17 protein-coding genes are annotated in these 16,388 nt (G+C 67.0%); 4 read left to right on the top strand and 13 right to left on the bottom strand.

What is annotated here, in order from left to right; genetic code table 11:
• Nucleotides 1–103 precede the first annotated feature (103 nt).
• Complete coding sequence (locus AC4EEO_RS17010) at nucleotides 104–1,150, bottom strand: lactonase family protein (RefSeq protein ID WP_285318610.1); 1,047 nt, start codon at nucleotides 1,148–1,150, stop codon at nucleotides 104–106.
• Between the two features lie 189 nt (nucleotides 1,151–1,339).
• Here AC4EEO_RS17010 and AC4EEO_RS17005 point away from each other — a divergent pair, with 189 nt between their 5' ends.
• Nucleotides 1,340–2,182, top strand: coding sequence for a putative protein N(5)-glutamine methyltransferase (locus AC4EEO_RS17005; RefSeq protein ID WP_018763747.1), 843 nt, complete (start codon nucleotides 1,340–1,342; stop codon nucleotides 2,180–2,182).
• 181 nt (nucleotides 2,183–2,363) lie between these two features.
• On the opposite strand, the gene AC4EEO_RS17000 is transcribed toward AC4EEO_RS17005, so the two are convergent.
• The 10 genes from AC4EEO_RS17000 to AC4EEO_RS16955 all read right to left on the bottom strand — a co-directional run bounded on the left by AC4EEO_RS17000 (nucleotide 2,364) and on the right by AC4EEO_RS16955 (nucleotide 12,105).
• Nucleotides 2,364–2,765 carry a hypothetical protein gene (locus tag AC4EEO_RS17000; RefSeq protein ID WP_109863649.1) on the bottom strand — a complete coding sequence of 134 codons (402 nt, stop codon included), beginning with the start codon at nucleotides 2,763–2,765 and terminating at the stop codon, nucleotides 2,364–2,366.
• Between the two features lie 125 nt (nucleotides 2,766–2,890).
• Complete coding sequence (locus tag AC4EEO_RS16995) at nucleotides 2,891–3,154, bottom strand: GlsB/YeaQ/YmgE family stress response membrane protein (protein WP_018763745.1); 264 nt, start codon at nucleotides 3,152–3,154, stop codon at nucleotides 2,891–2,893.
• Between the two features lie 130 nt (nucleotides 3,155–3,284).
• Nucleotides 3,285–4,118 (bottom strand): aldo/keto reductase, encoded by an 834-nt coding sequence (locus tag AC4EEO_RS16990; RefSeq protein ID WP_491329180.1) that lies wholly within the window; start codon nucleotides 4,116–4,118, stop codon nucleotides 3,285–3,287.
• Nucleotides 4,119–4,217: 99 nt separating this feature from the next.
• Nucleotides 4,218–5,774, bottom strand: a complete 1,557-nt coding sequence (locus AC4EEO_RS16985; RefSeq protein ID WP_109863648.1) for a long-chain-fatty-acid--CoA ligase — start codon at nucleotides 5,772–5,774, stop codon at nucleotides 4,218–4,220.
• Between the two features lie 40 nt (nucleotides 5,775–5,814).
• Nucleotides 5,815–7,011 (bottom strand): acetyl-CoA C-acetyltransferase, encoded by a 1,197-nt coding sequence (locus AC4EEO_RS16980; protein ID WP_018763742.1) that lies wholly within the window; start codon nucleotides 7,009–7,011, stop codon nucleotides 5,815–5,817.
• Between the two features lie 48 nt (nucleotides 7,012–7,059).
• Nucleotides 7,060–8,316, bottom strand: a complete 1,257-nt coding sequence (locus AC4EEO_RS16975; protein ID WP_491329182.1) for an acyl-CoA dehydrogenase family protein — start codon at nucleotides 8,314–8,316, stop codon at nucleotides 7,060–7,062.
• A 126-nt stretch (nucleotides 8,317–8,442) separates the two neighbouring features.
• Nucleotides 8,443–9,159 carry a TetR/AcrR family transcriptional regulator gene (locus tag AC4EEO_RS16970; RefSeq protein ID WP_018763740.1) on the bottom strand — a complete coding sequence of 239 codons (717 nt, stop codon included), beginning with the start codon at nucleotides 9,157–9,159 and terminating at the stop codon, nucleotides 8,443–8,445.
• Nucleotides 9,160–9,240: 81 nt separating this feature from the next.
• Nucleotides 9,241–10,263, bottom strand: coding sequence for an NAD-dependent epimerase/dehydratase family protein (locus tag AC4EEO_RS16965; RefSeq protein ID WP_491339337.1), 1,023 nt, complete (start codon nucleotides 10,261–10,263; stop codon nucleotides 9,241–9,243).
• Nucleotides 10,257–11,228: an aldo/keto reductase gene (locus AC4EEO_RS16960; RefSeq protein ID WP_018763738.1), complete on the bottom strand. Its 972-nt coding sequence runs from the start codon at nucleotides 11,226–11,228 to the stop codon at nucleotides 10,257–10,259. Before AC4EEO_RS16960 ends, AC4EEO_RS16965 begins: the two co-directional genes overlap by 7 nt.
• Before the next feature lie 55 nt (nucleotides 11,229–11,283).
• Nucleotides 11,284–12,105, bottom strand: coding sequence for an aldo/keto reductase (locus AC4EEO_RS16955; protein ID WP_133831210.1), 822 nt, complete (start codon nucleotides 12,103–12,105; stop codon nucleotides 11,284–11,286).
• Between the two features lie 197 nt (nucleotides 12,106–12,302).
• Between AC4EEO_RS16955 and AC4EEO_RS16950 the strand changes: the two genes are divergently transcribed.
• Together AC4EEO_RS16950 and AC4EEO_RS16945 are read left to right on the top strand one after the other, a co-directional pair.
• Nucleotides 12,303–13,217 carry a helix-turn-helix domain-containing protein gene (locus AC4EEO_RS16950; protein ID WP_109863642.1) on the top strand — a complete coding sequence of 305 codons (915 nt, stop codon included), beginning with the start codon at nucleotides 12,303–12,305 and terminating at the stop codon, nucleotides 13,215–13,217.
• Between the two features lie 149 nt (nucleotides 13,218–13,366).
• A complete protein-coding gene (locus AC4EEO_RS16945; RefSeq protein ID WP_018763735.1) occupies nucleotides 13,367–13,573 on the top strand; it encodes a hypothetical protein in 207 nt (68 codons plus the stop codon).
• Between the two features lie 84 nt (nucleotides 13,574–13,657).
• On the opposite strand, the gene AC4EEO_RS16940 is transcribed toward AC4EEO_RS16945, so the two are convergent.
• Nucleotides 13,658–13,870 carry a dodecin gene (locus tag AC4EEO_RS16940; protein WP_018763734.1) on the bottom strand — a complete coding sequence of 71 codons (213 nt, stop codon included), beginning with the start codon at nucleotides 13,868–13,870 and terminating at the stop codon, nucleotides 13,658–13,660.
• A gap of 115 nt (nucleotides 13,871–13,985) precedes the next feature.
• A complete protein-coding gene (locus AC4EEO_RS16935) occupies nucleotides 13,986–14,690 on the bottom strand; it encodes a FadR/GntR family transcriptional regulator (protein ID WP_018763733.1) in 705 nt (234 codons plus the stop codon).
• Nucleotides 14,691–14,862: 172 nt separating this feature from the next.
• Between AC4EEO_RS16935 and AC4EEO_RS16930 the strand changes: the two genes are divergently transcribed.
• The gene (locus tag AC4EEO_RS16930; RefSeq protein ID WP_018763732.1) at nucleotides 14,863–16,362 is read left to right on the top strand and encodes a four-carbon acid sugar kinase family protein; all 1,500 of its coding nucleotides are present in this window, start codon (nucleotides 14,863–14,865) and stop codon (nucleotides 16,360–16,362) included.
• Nucleotides 16,363–16,388 lie beyond the last annotated feature (26 nt).

Below are 16,388 nucleotides of genomic sequence, written 5' to 3'. Positions count from 1 at the left end.
GAAAGGGCAGCTTGCTGTCCTTGTGAACCAAGTCACAACTGTAAGCGCTTGCACCGGATTACTCCAGCGTTTGGGGAAGCTGGCGTTCCCTGGTGCCTTGCTGTTAACCGGCGTTTATGAGGGCGGTGGGTGACGGGGTGGAAAGGCGGTGCAGGACCGGGCCGGGGATGCCGCTGGCGGGGTCCAGGTCAAATGTGGCGATGTTGTCCGACCGTTCGTGGGCTACGTGCAGCCGGTTTCCCCGGACCAGGTGGTGCCGGGGCCAGTCACCGCCACTGGGGACGTCTTTGACGGGGATGAGTTCCGTGCCGCCTTCTGTGACGGCCAGGACGCTGATGATGTTCGAGCCGCGGACACCGGCATAGGCGAACCTGCCCTGGGGGCCGAGGCAGATCTCGGCCGCGGAATCGCTGTCCTTGCCACCGCTTGCCGTGGCCGGTCCGCTGAATATCAGTTCGTAGGTGCCGGCCGCCGCGCGGACCACGAAGACCTCCACGGAGTATTCGGACACGATGAAAACGGCGCCGGTATGGTGCTGGACCATGTGCCGGGGACCGCTGCCGCGGGGGAGGACCACATGATGGTCGGGAACCAGCCCGGTTCCCGGCACATAGTTCCAGATACGGAGCACGTCATGGCCCAGGTCGGTGGTCATGATGCGGCCGTCCTGCAGCACCAGGCCGGCGTGGGCGCGGCTTTGCCTGGGGCTGCCGGGGGCCGTGCCGGCGTAGGGATCCACCGATGGTGCGCCGGGGAACCGCCCGGTGATGGCGCCGTCGTTATCCAATTCGTAGAGGAGGACCTGACCGTCACCCCAGCACGCCGCAGTGAGGAACCGCCCGGCCGGATCCACGGCGACATGGCACGTGGCCTCGCCGGCCGGTTGGGGCTGTCCGTGCGGCTCCAAACCGAAATTGCCCCGGCGGCGGTAGGCCCGCACTTCCTGGCGGTGCTCGGCGGCCGCGTACACCACCGGCTGAGTTGGGTGGACGGCCACGAACGACGGCGACGGGGCCTCGACCGCCGTGCCCAGCCATTCAAGGCTTCCGTCCTGGCGCGTGCCCACCGCGCCGATGCCGCTGGCACGGCCGCCTGCGTCGTCGGTGTAGCTGCCGATCCAAAGAGCGCTGCTGGCTGTGCCGGTGGTCATGGTTCCATCCTTTCAACACTTGGCCCCATTTCCCTGCATCGGGCTGGCCGTTAGCATGGGGAAGTCCGGCTGTTGCAGCAGGCGACGATGCCGTCTTCTGCAGTTTTCGTTGTCCACCGCATGCCGGTCCAGACTGGTGGCGGACGGTGTCGGTGAGTGTTCCCGCTGATTCACATGAGAGGCGTCGATATGCCAGATCCTGAATCAAGCGCCGTTGACAGCCACCCCACCCGGGCCTTCGGCCACATCGCCACCCTCCTGCGTTCCGCCGGCTGCGTTTTCGCCGAGGAGGAGGCCCGGCTGCTGCTGTCGGACGCGTCCGGGCCTGCGGAGCTCGCGCTGAATGTGCAGCGGCGCGTTGAAGGGGTGCCGCTGGAGTACGTGCTGGGCTGGGCGGAGTTCGCGGGCCGCCGCATTGTTGTCGAGCCCGGGGTTTTCGTACCGCGTCGCCGTACTGAACTGCTGGTCAACCATGCTGTGGCCCTCTTGTCCGGCTCTTCCCTGGCGGTAGCTCAGGTGGTCGTCGACCTGTGCTGCGGGTCCGGCGCCATGGGGGCTGCCATCCTCTACGCGCTGCCCGGTGTGGAGCTGCACGCGGCCGACATCGACGCCACAGCCGCACGGTGTGCGATGCGAAACATCGGGCCGCTGGGCGGCCGCGTCCATCGGGGCGATCTGTTCGAGGCACTCCCTTCCTCGCTGCACGGCCGGGTCGGGCTGTTGGCCGTCAACGCGCCCTATGTGCCCACCGGGGCCATCAGGACCATGCCGCCCGAAGCCCGGCTCTACGAGCCGGTGGCTTCACTGGACGGCGGCGAGGACGGGCTGGACTTCCACCGCCGCGTTGCCGCCGGCTCCATCGAGTGGCTCGCGCCCGGGGGACACTTGCTGATCGAAACCAGTGAACGCCAGGCGGCCGGCACATCTGCAATCCTGGCTGCGGCCGGGTTCCGGACGCAGACGGTCCGCTCGGAGGACTTGGACGCGACGGTGGTGGCGGGGCGCGCCCTGCCCGGGACCAGCCGGGGCTAAGTGCTGTCGCGGGGCAGGAATTTTGCCTAAGGAAGTGACCCCGCCACACTTAAGACGATGCCGGCCGCCGCGTCCCCCAAGGATCGCGACGGCCAGCAAGGCGATTCAGTTGTAGCACAACACTGGCCGGCTGTGCTTGTCACACGGCCGCAGCGCTAAATGCAAACAAATAGACCTGGAGTCAGGCCTTTCCTGCGGTCGCGTCCGAGGTGCCAAGGTTGGTGGTCTCCGGGTGGGTGCTGTGGGCGGGAATGTGGTCCTCGCCCAGCCCCGCCGCACTCTCAGCCGGTGGGGTGCCGGTAACGGTGGCGGAGGTCCGGCTCCCGTCGGAGGCACCCTCGCGGTGCAGTGCCGAGCCAACCACAGTGCCTGCCCTGCGGGCGGCTTCGCCGAGCTGGTCGGCCACTTCAGGGGCCTTTTCCTTGACGGCCTCCGTGGCTGCTGCCACCTTGTCCTGAACCGGCTTGCTGTCCCACAGGCCGGCCGCGCGGGCCTTCAGCTTGTCATACGCTGCACGGCCGGACCGTGAGCCGAGAACGTAGCCGACAGCCACGCCCACACCCAAAAGAAGCTTGTTTTTCATGATGAACTCCTGCTCTGCGAGAGGGTTGTCAGTTCCGGCATACGCGGGGGCACCCGTTGCCGGAGAAAATGAAAGCCGGCCTGGGGAGGGTGTCCCCAAGCCGGCTTCCTGGCTTGCCCGAGCTGTTAGCGGGCGCTGCGCCGAGTGACCATGCCGTAGATGGCAAGGACGATCAGCGAGCCGACGATCGCCAGCAGCCACGTCTGGATGGAGAAGAACTCCTGCAGTCCACTGCCGAAGATCATTCCGCCCAGCCAGCCGCCGAGGAGCGCGCCAACAACGCCCAGGATCAGCGTGACGACCCAGCCGCCACCCTGCCTGCCCGGGAGGATCGCCTTAGCGATCGCACCAGCGATAAGTCCGAGAATCAGAAATGCAATAAATCCCATTTGTTGCTCTCTTCCTAGGTAGAGGAGGCCTCCGGGTCCCGGAGGCACTTCATCCTTCTGGCTCAATAGTAATCATGCTTACTATCTATTTGCCAACCTGTTTTCTGGAAAAGTGCTGTCCAGGCTGTTCTTAATGCCCGGTTTTGTCGGAATCGTTGCCGGCGCCGGGACCCTCGTCCAATACCGAAAGTTCCGCTAGATCCTGCGGATCCAGGGCGAAATCGAACACGTCCAGATTCTCCCGCATCCGCTCCGGGGAAGAGGTCTTGGGAATCGTTACCAATCCGTTTTGTATGTGCCATCGCAGGACCAGCTGGCCGGGTGTTTTCCCGTGTTTTTCCGCCAGTTGCGCCAGAATGGGGGCACCCAGCAAACCGGCTCCGGATCCGCCCAATGGGCTGTAGGATTCCGTGACGATCCCGTGCCTGGCATGGAATTCGCGCTCAGCGGTCCGGGTAATTGCGGGGCTGAGCTGGACCTGGTTGACCGCGGGCACCACGTCCGTCTCCGCCATCAGGCGCTCCAGGTGCGACGGCTTGAAGTTGGACACCCCAATGGACCTGGCCTTCCCCTCCGCCTGCAGCCGCTCGAACGTCTGCCAGGTGGAAATATATTGGTCCCTGCCCGGGAGGGGCCAATGGATCAGCAGAAGGTCAACGTACTCCAGGCCCAGGCGTTTCAGCGAGTCTTCCAGCCCTGAGACGGCGCGGTCGTGGCCCTGGAACTCACCGTCGAGCTTGGTGGCGATGAAGAGCTCGCTGCGGTCCAGTCCGCTCGCCCGGATGCCGTTGCCCACGCCGCGTTCGTTGCCGTACTTCACGGCGGTATCGATGTGCCGGTACCCGGCTTCCACGGCTTCTACGACGGCGGCAGCCACCTGGTCGTCGTCCAGCGGCCAGGTGCCAAGGCCCATTTGGGGAATGCTGTTGCCGTCATTGAGGGGGATGAGCGGTGCAAGTGTCATGGCATCAGTCTGCCCTGAATCGGCCGCGGCGGTGCCTTCGTCCATGAGGTTTCGGGGGAAGCTTTGGGGTTTGTCCTCCGGTGTGCCGGTCCCGCGGGCTTAGCCGGCGTCCCCGGCCAGTTTCCGCTTGAGGATCTTTCCACTTGGTCCGAGGGGCAGTTCGGAGAGGATCCTGACCACCCGCGGGTACTTATAGGCCGCCAGCCGGGTGCTGGCGAACTCGACCAGCTCGGATTCGGTGACGGCGGCTCCCGGGTCCAGTACGATTGCGGCCGCGATCTCCTGCCCATGCATCTCGTCCGGAATTCCGTAAACGGCGGCGCTGACCACGGCCGGGTGGGTCAGCAGGACTTCCTCCACCTCCCGGGGATAGACGTTGTATCCGTTGCGGATGATCATGTCCTTCTTGCGGTCCACGATGGTGAGGTAGCCGTCGTCGTCCTTTGTCCCAAGGTCGCCGCTGCGGAACCAGCCGTCCACCACGGCTTCTGCCGTTGCCTCCGGGCGGTTGAGGTAGCCCTTCATCAGCAGGTGTCCGCGGATCACGAGCTCGCCCAGTTCCCCGTTGGGCAGCAGTTCGATGCTTTCCACCGTCTCGGGACGGGCGATCTCGATATCCACGCCCCAGATCGGGACCCCGATGGTTCCCGGCCGGGGAGGGGTGCCCACGTGGTTGAAGGCGGCCACCGGGGAGGTCTCGGTGAGGCCGTAGCCTTCATGGATTTCCACCCCAAAGACGTCGCGGAACCGGTCCATCACGGCCAGCGGAAGGGAGGCCCCGCCGGAGATGCCGTACCGCAAGGCCGCCGGCCGTTCAGGCGCTGACTTGGCGGCTTCCAGGAGAGCCACGTACATGGTGGGCACGCCGAGGAAGATGTTCACGTCGTGCTTTACCAGCAGCTGCAGGGCGTCTGCGCCGGTGAATCGCGGCATCAGGACGATCGTGGCGCCGGCGCGGAGTCCCGTGTTGAGGACAACGGTCTGGCCAAAGGTGTGGAACAGGGGCAGTCCACCGAACAGGACGTCGCCGGGCCGGAAGTCCATCACGCTGGTGAGCAGGACGCTGGTCTGTTCCACCAGGGCGAAGTGCGTGCCCAGCGCCCCTTTCGGTTTGCCCGTGGTGCCCGAGGTGTAAAGGATGGTGGCCGTGTCCGAGGGGCGGCAGGGTTCATAGGTCCGGATGGGGTCGGCGGCGGCGGCCTCCGTCTCCAGCCGGGGGAACCCGTCGTCGTCCGGTGCCAACACCGTCACCACGTCCACTCCGCTGGCGGCAGCACCCGCCGCACCCTCGGCCAGGAGCGGGGCAGCGCAGATCAGCAGCCCGGCCCCGCTGTCCTGCAGGACATATTCGATCTCACGGGCCTTGAGCAAGGCGTGCACGGGGACCACGATGGCGCCCAGGGACAGGATGGCGTAGTAAACCCGCGCGAAGTCCGGAACGTTGGGAATCAGGACGGCGACGGCGTCTCCCGTACCTATGCCGCGGGCCCGCAACGCTCCGGCGTAGGCGCGGGTCTGGCTCCACAGGTCCCGGTAGCTGACCTGGTCCTCACCGACGACGAGGGCAATGCTGTCCGGGGTCCGGTGTGCCGATTCGGCCAGGATGGCGGCGACGGAGATGGTGGCAAAACCGTCGGCGGTGCTGGTGTTGGTCATGGCCTGCTTCCTTGGTGGGAGGGACTCGCTGGTGGGAGGGTCAGGCTTTGAGGATGAGGGCGTCGCCTTGGCCGCCGCCCCCGCAGAGGGCTACGACGCCGGTGCCGCCGCCACGCCGTTTCAGCGCCAATGCCTGGTGCAGCACCAGGCGGGCGCCCGAGGCGCCGACGGGGTGGCCCAGGGCAATCGCCCCGCCCTCGGCGTTGACCGTTTCGGCGTCGATGCCAAGATCGTTCGCGGACTGGATCAGGACCGAGGCGAAGGCCTCGTTGATTTCCACCAGGTCGAGGTCCTGCGTGCTGAGGCCCTCGACCTTGAGGGCACGCTCGATGGCCCGGGCGGGCTGGGAGTGCAGCGATCCGTCCGGGCCTGCAGTCTGGCCGTGTGCGCCGATCTCGGCGATCCATTCCAGCCCCGCGGCGATGGCGGCGGCCTTGCTGGCAATCACCAGCGCCGCCGCGCCGTCGGACAGGGGCGACGCCGAGCCGGCGGTGATGGTGGCTGCGGCATCCTTTGAGAAGGCAGGCCGGAGCTGCGCCAGCGATTCGGCCGTGGTGTCCGGCCGGATGCCCTCGTCGTGCTCAAGGGTCACGGCGGGGCCCTTGCGCTGCGGTACCTGGATCGGCGCGATTTCCTCTGCCAGGGCACCGGAAGCGCGCGCCGCTTCGGCACGCTGGTGCGAGCGGGCGGCCACGGCGTCCTGCTCGGCACGGGTGATCCCGCGCTCAACATTTCCGGCGTCAGTTGCCTCGCCCATCAGTTTGCCGCTCACCGGATCCTGGAGCCCGTCATGGTTCAGGGAGTCCAGCATGGGGGCATCGCCGATGACGACGCCGGCGCGCAGCCCGGGGACCAGGTGCGGCGCATTGGTCATGGACTCCTGGCCGGCGGCGACAATGAAGTCGGCTTCGCCGGTGCGGATCATCCGGGCGGCATCAATGACTGCCGTCAGGCCGGACAGGCAGAGCTTGTTGATGGTGATGGTGGGAACGTCCCAGCCGATGCCGGCGGCCAGGCTGGCCTGCCGCGCCGGGCCCTGGCCGGCCCCGGCCTGGATGACCTGCCCCACGATGACGGCTCCGATGAGTTCCGGGGCCACGCCCGTCCGTTCCAGCGCCGCCCGGATCGCGTGGGCGCCCAGCTCGCTCGAGGAGAAGGGGGTGAGGCCGCCGCGGAACCTGCCAAAAGGTGTCCGGGCGCCGCCGAGGATGACGGGGATGTTGGCGTTCTGGTTCAAGAACAGTCCTTTCGGGACGATGGGGCGGCCAAAGTCAGCCGGTAAGGGTCAGGCGAAGGCGGAGACACCCGTGATGGCGCGGCCGATGATCAGGGCCTGCACGGTTTCGGTGCCTTCGTAGGTATGGATCGCTTCGATATCGGCCAGGTGCCGGGCCACCCGGTTGGCCAGCAGGATGCCGTTGCCGCCCAACATGTCGCGGGCATTGGAGGCGATCCCGCGGGCCGTCCGGGTGCAGGTGTACTTGACCAGCGAGGCCTGCTCCGGGGTCAGCGTTCCGGCTTCGTCGAGCCGGGTCATCTGCACCACCATGAGCTGCATGGTGGCCAGTTCGCTGAGCATCCGCGCCAGGCGCTCCTGGATGATCTGGGACGCGGCCAGCGGCCGGCCGAACTGCTTGCGCTGCTTGGCGTACTGGACGGCTGTCTCGTAGCAGGCCGTGGCATGCCCGACGGCGGACCAGGCCACGCCGAGCCGGGTCGCCAACAGGACGCGGGCGGTGTCCTTGAACGTGCGTGCGCCCGGCAGGACGTTGCTTTCGGGGACGAAGACGTTCTCCAGCCGGATGTGGGCCTGCCAGATGGCGCGAAGGGCCAGCTTGCCCTCGATCCTGGTGGCGGCGTAGCCGGGGGAATCCTGGGGGACCAGGTAGCCGTGCACCTGGCCATCGTCGCCGCGCGCCCAGACAACGCTGACCCCGCCGATGGAGCCGTTGCCGATCCACTTCTTTTCGCCATTGAGCAGGAATCCGCCGTCAGTGCGGGTTGCCGTGGTTTCCAGGGCTACGGAGTCGGATCCATGGGTGGGCTCTGTGAGGGCAAAGGCTGCGTACTCGGTTCCGCGGGCGATCGCGGGCAGCCAGCGTTCCTTCTGCGCCTCGGATCCGCACTCGGCGACGGACCGCAGGGCGAGGCCGCCCTGGACCGCGATCATGGTGGCCACGGATCCGTCCCCGCGGCTGATTTCCATGTTCACCAGTCCGGCGGCCATGCTGCTCATCGGTTCGAAGCCGTCCACGGCGGTGCCGTCGCGGAGCAGGTCCAGTTCGCCGAGGCGGTGGAGGAGGTGGAGCGGGTACTCGCCGCGCTCCCAGTAGCCGTCAATGACGGGGAGGACTTCCTCCTGGACGAAGCAGCGGGCGCGGTCCCAGTACTTCCGGTCCTCGGCGCTGATGCCGGCGAAGACGGATGCGGGATCGGTGCCGAGGGCCTCGGTGAGAAGGTACTCGGGTTCCACCGTCCCGGCCGGGAAGTCCGGCGCACCGCCGGTGACGGTGGGTGCTGGGCTGGGCGACGTCGTCGTCATGTCTGCATCCTCTGGTTCAGCGGCGGCTGCGGGCCACCCGGGTGATGTGGCTCACGCCGCACCGACTAAGAATGCACTGAAACGCAGTTCCACGTCAAGAAACTCCGTACCAGATGCGGCTGGGCGTCAGGGTAACGCATCGCGGACCGCCCGGGCGATGGCATCCTTGTCTGCCGGGCCGGCGAGCACGGTGACGACGACGGTGGCCGCCCTTTGCTCCGTGGCGTCAACAGGGGCGCCGGGACCGAGGAGGGTTGGCCGGAACGTTTCGGCCAGGGCCGCGAGTTCACGGGCGAGGGCTGCCGACCTGTCAGGCTGCCCGGATTCCCCGGCCGCGAAGGGCGCGCGAAGCCACTGCCGCAGGAAGGCGTTGTGCACGGCCACCACGGCTGCGGCGAAGGCAACGGCCGCGTACTCGCGGCGGCCGTCCCTGGGCAGGGTGTCGTTGAGGTACCGCAGGAATGCCCGTTCATAGCGGTGGGAGGTGACCAGTTCCCGGTCCCGGAGGGCCGGCACCGCCTGCAGGAGCCCGTACCGGGCCAGGGACGTTGCGCGGTTCCGCAAGTGGTGGTCGAACACCAGGAGCGCGGCGTCCGCGACGGCGGCCAGTGGCTCCAGCCGTGAGTCCGCCAGCCGGGTGTTCACCTGCTGCAGGATGCGCTCGTGGTCAGCGAAGACCACATCCTCCTTGGATCCGAACCTCCGGAAGAACGTGCTGCGGCTCATGCCCGAGGCCTCCGCGAGTTCCTCAACAGACGTTGCATCGAAACCCTGCTTTGCCAGGAGTTCGATGGCGGCGGCGACAGGCCCGTCGGCAGGATGGCTGGGAGGGGGTGGGGTCATGCGCCGAAATCTAGCACAGCGGCACTGTGGCCGGCCTGCCGCGGGATGGTGCGGCAGGCCGGCCACGCCGGCAGGTACGGATCAGGCGCCTTGCCGGGCCCAGCCGGTGAGCTTGTCCGAAAGCTGCATGTAGGCCTCGTTGACCTGCTGCAGCTCCGGGTGGGCGTCGTACCACTGGACAATTTCCCGGGCTCCGTCCGCAAACGGGATGGTGGCGGTGTAGTCCGGGACCAAGGATTTGATCTTGGTGTTATCGAAGACCACCGAGTGGGACCGGTCGCCCAGCAGGTTTGACCCCAGTTCCTGGTCGTGCGCGGCGATGGTCTGGGATGCCACGTGCACCAGTTCGGGTTCACGGACGCCGGCCGCCCGGGCGAACAGCCGGTAGATCTGGTTCCACGGCAGGTATTCGTCGGAGGTGATGGTGTAGCTTTCACCCACCGCCTGGGGCCTTCCGAGCAGGCCAACAAACGCCTTCGCGAAGTCTTTGCTGTGCGTCAGCGTCCAGAGTGACGTGCCATCGCCATGCACCATGACCGGAAGCCCGCTCCGCATCCGGTGGATGTCCGTCCAGCCGCCCACCATGGCGATTTTGGTGCGGTCGTAGGTGTGCGACGGCCGGACCACGGTCAGCGGAAAGTCCTCTTCCCGGTAGGCCCGGAACAACAGCTCCTCGCACGCGATCTTGTCCCGGGAGTACTGCCAGAAGGGGTTCTTCAACGGCGTGGACTCCAGGATGGGCAGCCTGGTGGGCGGCTTCTGGTAGGCGGAGGCGGAGCTGATGAAGACGTACTGGCCCGCCCGGTCCCGGAACAGATCCATGCTGGTTTGCGCCTGGTCCGGGGTATAGGCGATGAAGTCCGCCACGGCGTCGAACTCCCTGCCGCCCAGCACCTCACGGACCGCGGCCGCATCCCGGACGTCCGCGTGCAGCACTTCAGCACCGTCCGGAACCGGCCTGGTGGATTGGCCCCGGTTCAGGATGGTCAGCCGGTCGCCGAGCGCGACGGCGTGTTCGGCCGCCGCCGCGCTGATCACCCCGGTGCCGCCGATGAAGAGGAGGTTCCGTGGCGCCACCGTGCCGGCAGCCAGGGGAGTTACCACGCGTAGTCTTCCGGTGCCGTGCGGTGGCCGGGGAAGATGTCGTCAAGCCGCTTGAGCGCGTCTGCGTCGAGTGTGACGTCCAGGGCGCGGATGGCGGCATCCAGTTGTTCCTGCGTGCGCGGGCCCACGATCGGGGCGGTCACGGCGGGCTGGTGCAGCAGCCACGCCAGTGCGACGTCGCCCGGTTCGTGCCCCAGTTCGTCGGCGAAGTCCTCGTACTGGCGGATCTGGTCTTCATGCTTCTTCAGCGTCTCGGCGGCGCGGCCTTCGGTACGCCGCACGCCCTGCCGCTCCTTCTTCAGCACGCCGCCCAGCAAGCCGCCCTGCAGCGGTGACCAGGGGATCAGGCCCAGGCCGTACTGCTGGGCCGCCGGGATGACTTCCAGCTCCACCTGCCGCATGAACAGGTTGTAGATGGACTGTTCGCTGACCAGCCCGGTGTAATTCCGGCGCCGCGCCGCTTCCTGGGCCTGGGCGATGTGCCAGCCGGCGAAGTTGCTGCTGCCGGAGTACAGGATCTTTCCCTGCTGCACCGCCACTTCGATGGCCTGCCAGATCTCGTCCCACGGTGTGTCACGGTCGATGTGGTGGAACTGGTACACATCGATGTAGTCCGTCTGCAGCCGCTTGAGGCTCGCATCCAGGGCCCTGCGGATGTTCAGTGCCGAGAGCTTGGACTCGTTGGGCCGGTCCGTCATGGTGCCGTAGAGCTTGGTGGCCAGGACGGTGTGCTCGCGGCGCTCGCCGCCCTTGGCGAACCAGCGCCCAATGATTTCCTCGGTCCAGCCGCGGTGGTCTGCCCCGCCGTAGACGTTGGCGGTGTCGAAGAAGTTGATGCCGGACGCGTGGGCGGAGTCCATGATGCTGTGGGCGTCCGCTTCCTCCGTCTGCGGCCCGAAGTTCATGGTGCCAAGGCAGAGGCGGGAAACTTTCAGGCCGGAGCGGCCCAGGTGGGTGTACTGCACGGAAATTCCTTTCGGTGGTGGAGCTTGTCGGCCAGGTGGTCGGGCTTGTCGAAACCTACATCTGGGTGAAGGCCGCGACGGCGGGATCGGACCCGATGCGGGCACCGGACTCAAGCGCCGTGATGGCGGCCAGTTCGTCGGCGGAGAGCGTGAGCGATGATGCCGCGAAGTTTTCCCGGATCCGGCCGGGGTTGGCCGACTTGGGGATGACGATGTTTCCCTGGGCCAGGTGCCAGGCGAGTACCACTTGGGCGGTGGTGGCCTCGTGGGCGCTGGCAATCGCGGTGACGGCGTTTCCGTTCAGGTCCCCGCCCTGGCCCAGCGGGCTGTACGCCTCCACGGCGATGCCCAGGTCCCGGCACTTTGCGGCGAGGTCCGCCTGCTGGTAGCTGGGGTGCAGTTCGATCTGGTTGACGGCGGGGACGGTTTCGGCGGACTCAAGCAGGGTGTCCAGGTGGTCGGACAAGAAGTTCGAGACCCCGATCGCGCGGATTTCCTTGTTCTGGTACAACCGCTCCATCTCCTTCCACGCCTGGACGAACAAACCCTGTGAGGGCACCGGCCAGTGGATGAGGTAGAGGTCGATGAAGTCCAGGCCCAGTGCTTTGCGGCTGTTTTGGAACGCCTCCTGCGCGCGGCCCTGCTCGCCGTTGCGCAGCTTGGTGGTTACGAAGATCTCGTCGCGGGCGATGCCGGTGGCGGCAAGCGCCGCACCCACTCCGGCCTCGTTGCGGTAGGCGGCGGCGGTATCGATGTGGCGGTAGCCGGCCTCGAGGGCGTCCTCGACGGTGCGCTGGGTGTCTTCCGGCGGAACCTGGAAAACGCCGAAGCCAAGTTGCGGGATGGTGACGCCGTTGTTGAGTGTCAGCTCTGACATGGGTGTGCTCCTAGGACGATGGTGATGTGGATCGGTGCCGGCTGCTCGACGAAGAAAGCGGTTTCCGCTGGCTCACTCCTGAGCCTATGCACTTTTGCCCGACAAGTCAGCAGAGAAGGCTGTTCCTGTTTTTCCTAGGATTCCCAGACCTACCTTTTGGGTGGAGCGGGGCACCCTTCCCGGGCAGAATGGTCTGCATGGGTCAAAGCGCCGAGTTCGGAAAATTCCTCAAAGCCATGCGGTCCCGGCTGAGTCCGGAGGTTGCCGGAACGGGTCCCAGCACCGGTGCCCGCAGGGTTCCGGGGCTGCGGCGGGAGGAAGTGGCGCGGCTGGCCGGGGTCAGTACCGACTACTACGTCCGGCTGGAGCAGGGGCGCAACATCCACCCCTCACGCACCGTCCTGGACGCCGTCGCGAGGGCGCTGCGGCTGGACAGCAGCGAGCACGCGCACATGCTGGACCTGCTGGAGAACTGTGCCGGTGGTCCGCGCGAGGCCGGTACGGCCGCAGCGCAGGGCGTCCGGCCCGCGCTGCGCCAGCTCCTCGACGCGGTGGGGGAGGTGCCCGCCCTGGTGCTGGGCCGGCGCAGCGATGTCCTGGCCGGCAACCGGATGGCGTTCCTGCTGTTCGCCGATTTTCCGGCGCTGCCGGCGGCGGAGCGGAACCTCACCCGCTGGACCATCCTTGATCCAGCGGCGCGGGAGCTTTTCAGGGACTGGAAGACGGTGGCTGCCGAAGCCGCCGGATCCCTTCGGCTCGACGTGGGCCGGCATCCCAACGATCCGCAGGCCAACCACCTGGTGGGGGAGTTGGCCGTGAACAGCGAGCATTTCCGCCAGTGGTGGGCCGGGCACCGGGTGGCCACGAGGGCGGCGGGCACTGTCCGGCTGCACCATCCGGCGGTGGGCGACCTGGAATTGAACTTCGAGAACCTGGTCCTGCCGGAGGATCCCGACCAGATGCTGCGGGTGTATTCCGCTCGTCCGGGCTCGCCGTCGTCGGACGCATTGGCCCTGCTTGGCAGCCTGGGTGCCCCCAGTGCTCCCGGTGCGGGAGATGCAGGCGCGCTGCGGGACGCAGCCACGGTGGCCGACGGCGGGCCGGCGGACTAAGCGCCGCGGCTCGGTACCGTAACTGTACATTCGTCCAGCGAATGGCACCGATTCTGGCCAGCCGCCCATTGGGCTTCGGCCGGCTGTTTCCTAGGGTTGAAGAACAAGCTTCCCCGCCCGGTTCTTACCACCCCAGGATGGTCTCAACGATGAAACGCATCGCACTGCTGAAGGAACGCCAGGCCTCCGCCGGCGCCACGTCCACAGCCACGGGTTCGCACTGCCCGGCCTCCGGACTCTGGAGCCCGGACTCCGATTCCCGCACCGTCCTGTCCTTCTTCGAAGGCCAGGTTTTCCCCGCGTTCGACGGCGTCCCAACGGTCTGGCGGCGCCGCAGCCCGGGAACAGCCAACTAACGCACGGGCCCGGGGCACCAAACTTAAAATCGGGAGGTCGTGAAGCCATCGCCTCACGACCTCCCGGCGTTAACGCTGGGGTGTTCAGTGATCTTCCAGCCGGAAGCCGAGTTTGATGGTTACCTGCCAGTCAGCGACCTTGCCCTCCTCCAGGTGGCCGCGGATCTCCTTCACCTCGAACCAGTCGAGGTTCCGGAGGGTCTGGGAGGCTTTGGCGATCCCGTTCCGGACCGCGTCGTCCACGCCTTCGGTGGAGGTGCCGACAATTTCAGAAATGCTGTACGTGTGGTTGGACAACTTCGCTCCTCGTGATCATCGTTGCTCCCGGTTGCGGGCCGTCCCTGAAGCCTAGTGGCACTGCGAGAGCGTTGACCAGAGGGGCCGGCCCCCTTCATGCAGGCCGCCCGCGGGCTCACTTGGCGGGCAGGACCAGGTTCCGCAGGTCGTCCAGGGTCTGCTGCATGTGGGCGTCCATGGCGGTGCGGGAGCGGGCCGGGTCGCGGGACTCAAGGGCCTCGGCGATGTTCTGGTGGTGTCCGATGGCGTGTTCCTGGATGGCCGGTACCGCCGACGTCTCGGCGCGCCGCTTTTCCAGGACGCGGTGCAGCGGCTCGAACAGGACGGAGACGAAGACGTTCCCCGACGCGCGCAGGATGACATCGTGGAAGCCGAGATCGGCCTCTACGAACGCTGCGACGTCGTTGATGCTGTTGGCGGCCTTCATGGCCGAGACGTAGGCGAACAAGGAGGCAATGTCCTCCTCCGAGATGCGTCCGGCGGCAAGTTCGCAGGCTCCTGTTTCCAGCATCCGGCGGAGCTCGATGAGCTGGATGGAGGCGTCGGCGTCGTTCTTGCCCTCCGATGCCGCCCGCAGCACCGCTTCCAGCGATGTCCACCGGCTCAGGGGGTTGACGAACGTCCCCCGCCCTCGTTCGACGCTGAGGATCTGCTGGGCCTGGAGCGTCTTCATCGCTTCACGGACCGTCATGCGGCTGACTTCATGGCGGGCGCTGAGTTCCAGTTCGCCCGGAACCGTGGCGCCGGGCGGAAACTCGCCTTCGATAATGCGGTCCAGCAGCTCATCGGCCACGATGCCGACCAGCGATTTCCTTGCCATGGTTCCCCCGCTTCCTGCTTCCGGCCAACGCCCGGCGGATATGTCAGACAAGTCTACTTGCGCGTCTTTATGCCGTGTGCCACACTAACATTCAAATGCAAGATGTCAGACATCTTACAGTTACCTTTACATCAGTATCCGGGTCCCGGATCGCTACACAATGGAGTGCACTGTGACGCTTGAAGCAGACCTTCTGGCCGCCTATCCGGCTGACCTCGAGATCCCCGCAGGGCTCGTTGCCGGCTCCCTGGCCGCTTCCAACGCAGAGGTTCCCCGCGTCCTGGTGGTGCTCGACGACGACCCCACCGGCACCCAGTCCGTGGCAGACCTCCCCGTGCTCACCAGATGGGACGTAGAGGACTTCAGCTGGGCTTTTGCGCAGGGAAAGCCCGCGGTCTACGTCCTCACCAACACCCGGTCCCTCGACCCCGCCGAAGCGGCTGCCCGCAATGAGGAAGTGGTCCGCAACGCCCTCGCGGCGGCAGGATCGCCCGACTCCCTGCGGCTGGGATTCGTCAGCCGCAGCGACTCCACCCTCCGCGGCCACTACCCCCTGGAGCCTGACGTCATCGCGGCCACCGTTGCCGGGGTCAGCGGCGAGAAGACCGACGGCGTGGTCCTGGTCCCCGCATTCCCAGACGCCGGCCGGCTCACCATCGGCGGCGTCCACTACATGCGCGGCACCGGTGACGCGAAGGGCACCGTGGTCCCCGTCTCCGAGACCGAATTCGCCAAGGATGCGTCCTTCGGCTTCAGCACCTCCGTCATGGCCGACTACGTCGCCGAGAAATCCCAGGGCAGGTTCCCGGCGGACTCAGTGATCGTCCTGGACCTGAACATCATCCGTGCCGGCGCCGCCGCCCAGGACCCAGCCATCTCCGCCAAGGCGATCGCGGACGCCATCGAGCCCGCCACCGATTCCACGCCCATCGTGGCGGACATCGTCACCGAGAATGACTTCCGCGCCCTGGCGCTGGGACTGGAAGAGGCAGAACGCCGCGGCAAGAAGCTCCTGTACCGAGTGGGCCCGCCGTTCGTCCGCGGCCGCATCGGCCAGGAGATCCGGGCCGCACTGACTTCCGAAGAGGCCTACGCAGGCAACACCCCGTCGGAGGCGGGCGGCCTGATCGTGGTGGGCTCGCACGTCGGCGTGACCACACGGCAGCTCAACGTCCTCACCGCCGAACACAGCTCGGCGCGCATCATCGAGATCGACGTCGAGAAGCTCCTCGCCGCCGAAGCTGGAACAGCCGACCCCAACGCCAAGGAGCACCTGGACCGCACGGTGGACGCCGTGGTCGAGGCCCTACACGCCGGCGACGTGATCGTCCACACCAGCCGCCTGCTGATCAAGACGGACGACCCCGCCGAAAGCCTGCGGATCGCCCGTACCGTCTCCGCCGCCGTCGTGGACGTGGTCAACCGGACCCTGAAGACCTTCCCGCCGCGGTTCGTCATCGCCAAGGGCGGGATCACGTCCTCCGACGTCGCCGCCCACGGCCTGGAAATCCGGCACGGCATTGTCCGCGGCCCCATGCTCCCGGGCATCGTCAGCCTCTGGGAACCGGTGGACGGCCCCGCCAAGGGCATCCCCTACATCGTGTTCGCCGGCAACGTGGGCGACGACGACTCCCTGGCCCAGGTCACCCGCAAGCTCAGCAACAAGTTCTAAGAGTTCCGAACAAATTCAACGGAGAA

This window comes from Pseudarthrobacter sp. MOO13 (genome assembly GCF_058267655.1).
This window is presented reverse-complemented; position numbering and strand designations above follow the sequence as displayed.

Bases quoted from the DNA above. Each gene is read 5' to 3' on its own strand.
- AC4EEO_RS16950 (WP_109863642.1), top strand. From the start codon at position 12,303: ATGGGTCAAAGCGCCGAGTTCGGAAAATTCCTCAAAGCCATGCGGTCC.
- AC4EEO_RS16970 (WP_018763740.1), bottom strand. From the start codon at position 9,159: ATGACCCCACCCCCTCCCAGCCATCCTGCCGACGGGCCTGTCGCCGCC.
- AC4EEO_RS16995 (WP_018763745.1), bottom strand. From the start codon at position 3,154: ATGGGATTTATTGCATTTCTGATTCTCGGACTTATCGCTGGTGCGATC.
- AC4EEO_RS16985 (WP_109863648.1), bottom strand. From the start codon at position 5,774: ATGACCAACACCAGCACCGCCGACGGTTTTGCCACCATCTCCGTCGCC.
- AC4EEO_RS16975 (WP_491329182.1), bottom strand. From the start codon at position 8,316: ATGACGACGACGTCGCCCAGCCCAGCACCCACCGTCACCGGCGGTGCG.
- AC4EEO_RS17005 (WP_018763747.1), top strand. From the start codon at position 1,340: ATGCCAGATCCTGAATCAAGCGCCGTTGACAGCCACCCCACCCGGGCC.
- AC4EEO_RS16955 (WP_133831210.1), bottom strand. From the start codon at position 12,105: ATGTCAGAGCTGACACTCAACAACGGCGTCACCATCCCGCAACTTGGC.
- AC4EEO_RS17010 (WP_285318610.1), bottom strand. From the start codon at position 1,150: ATGACCACCGGCACAGCCAGCAGCGCTCTTTGGATCGGCAGCTACACC.
- AC4EEO_RS16935 (WP_018763733.1), bottom strand. From the start codon at position 14,690: ATGGCAAGGAAATCGCTGGTCGGCATCGTGGCCGATGAGCTGCTGGAC.
- AC4EEO_RS16945 (WP_018763735.1), top strand. From the start codon at position 13,367: ATGAAACGCATCGCACTGCTGAAGGAACGCCAGGCCTCCGCCGGCGCC.
- AC4EEO_RS17000 (WP_109863649.1), bottom strand. From the start codon at position 2,765: ATGAAAAACAAGCTTCTTTTGGGTGTGGGCGTGGCTGTCGGCTACGTT.
- AC4EEO_RS16990 (WP_491329180.1), bottom strand. From the start codon at position 4,118: ATGACACTTGCACCGCTCATCCCCCTCAATGACGGCAACAGCATTCCC.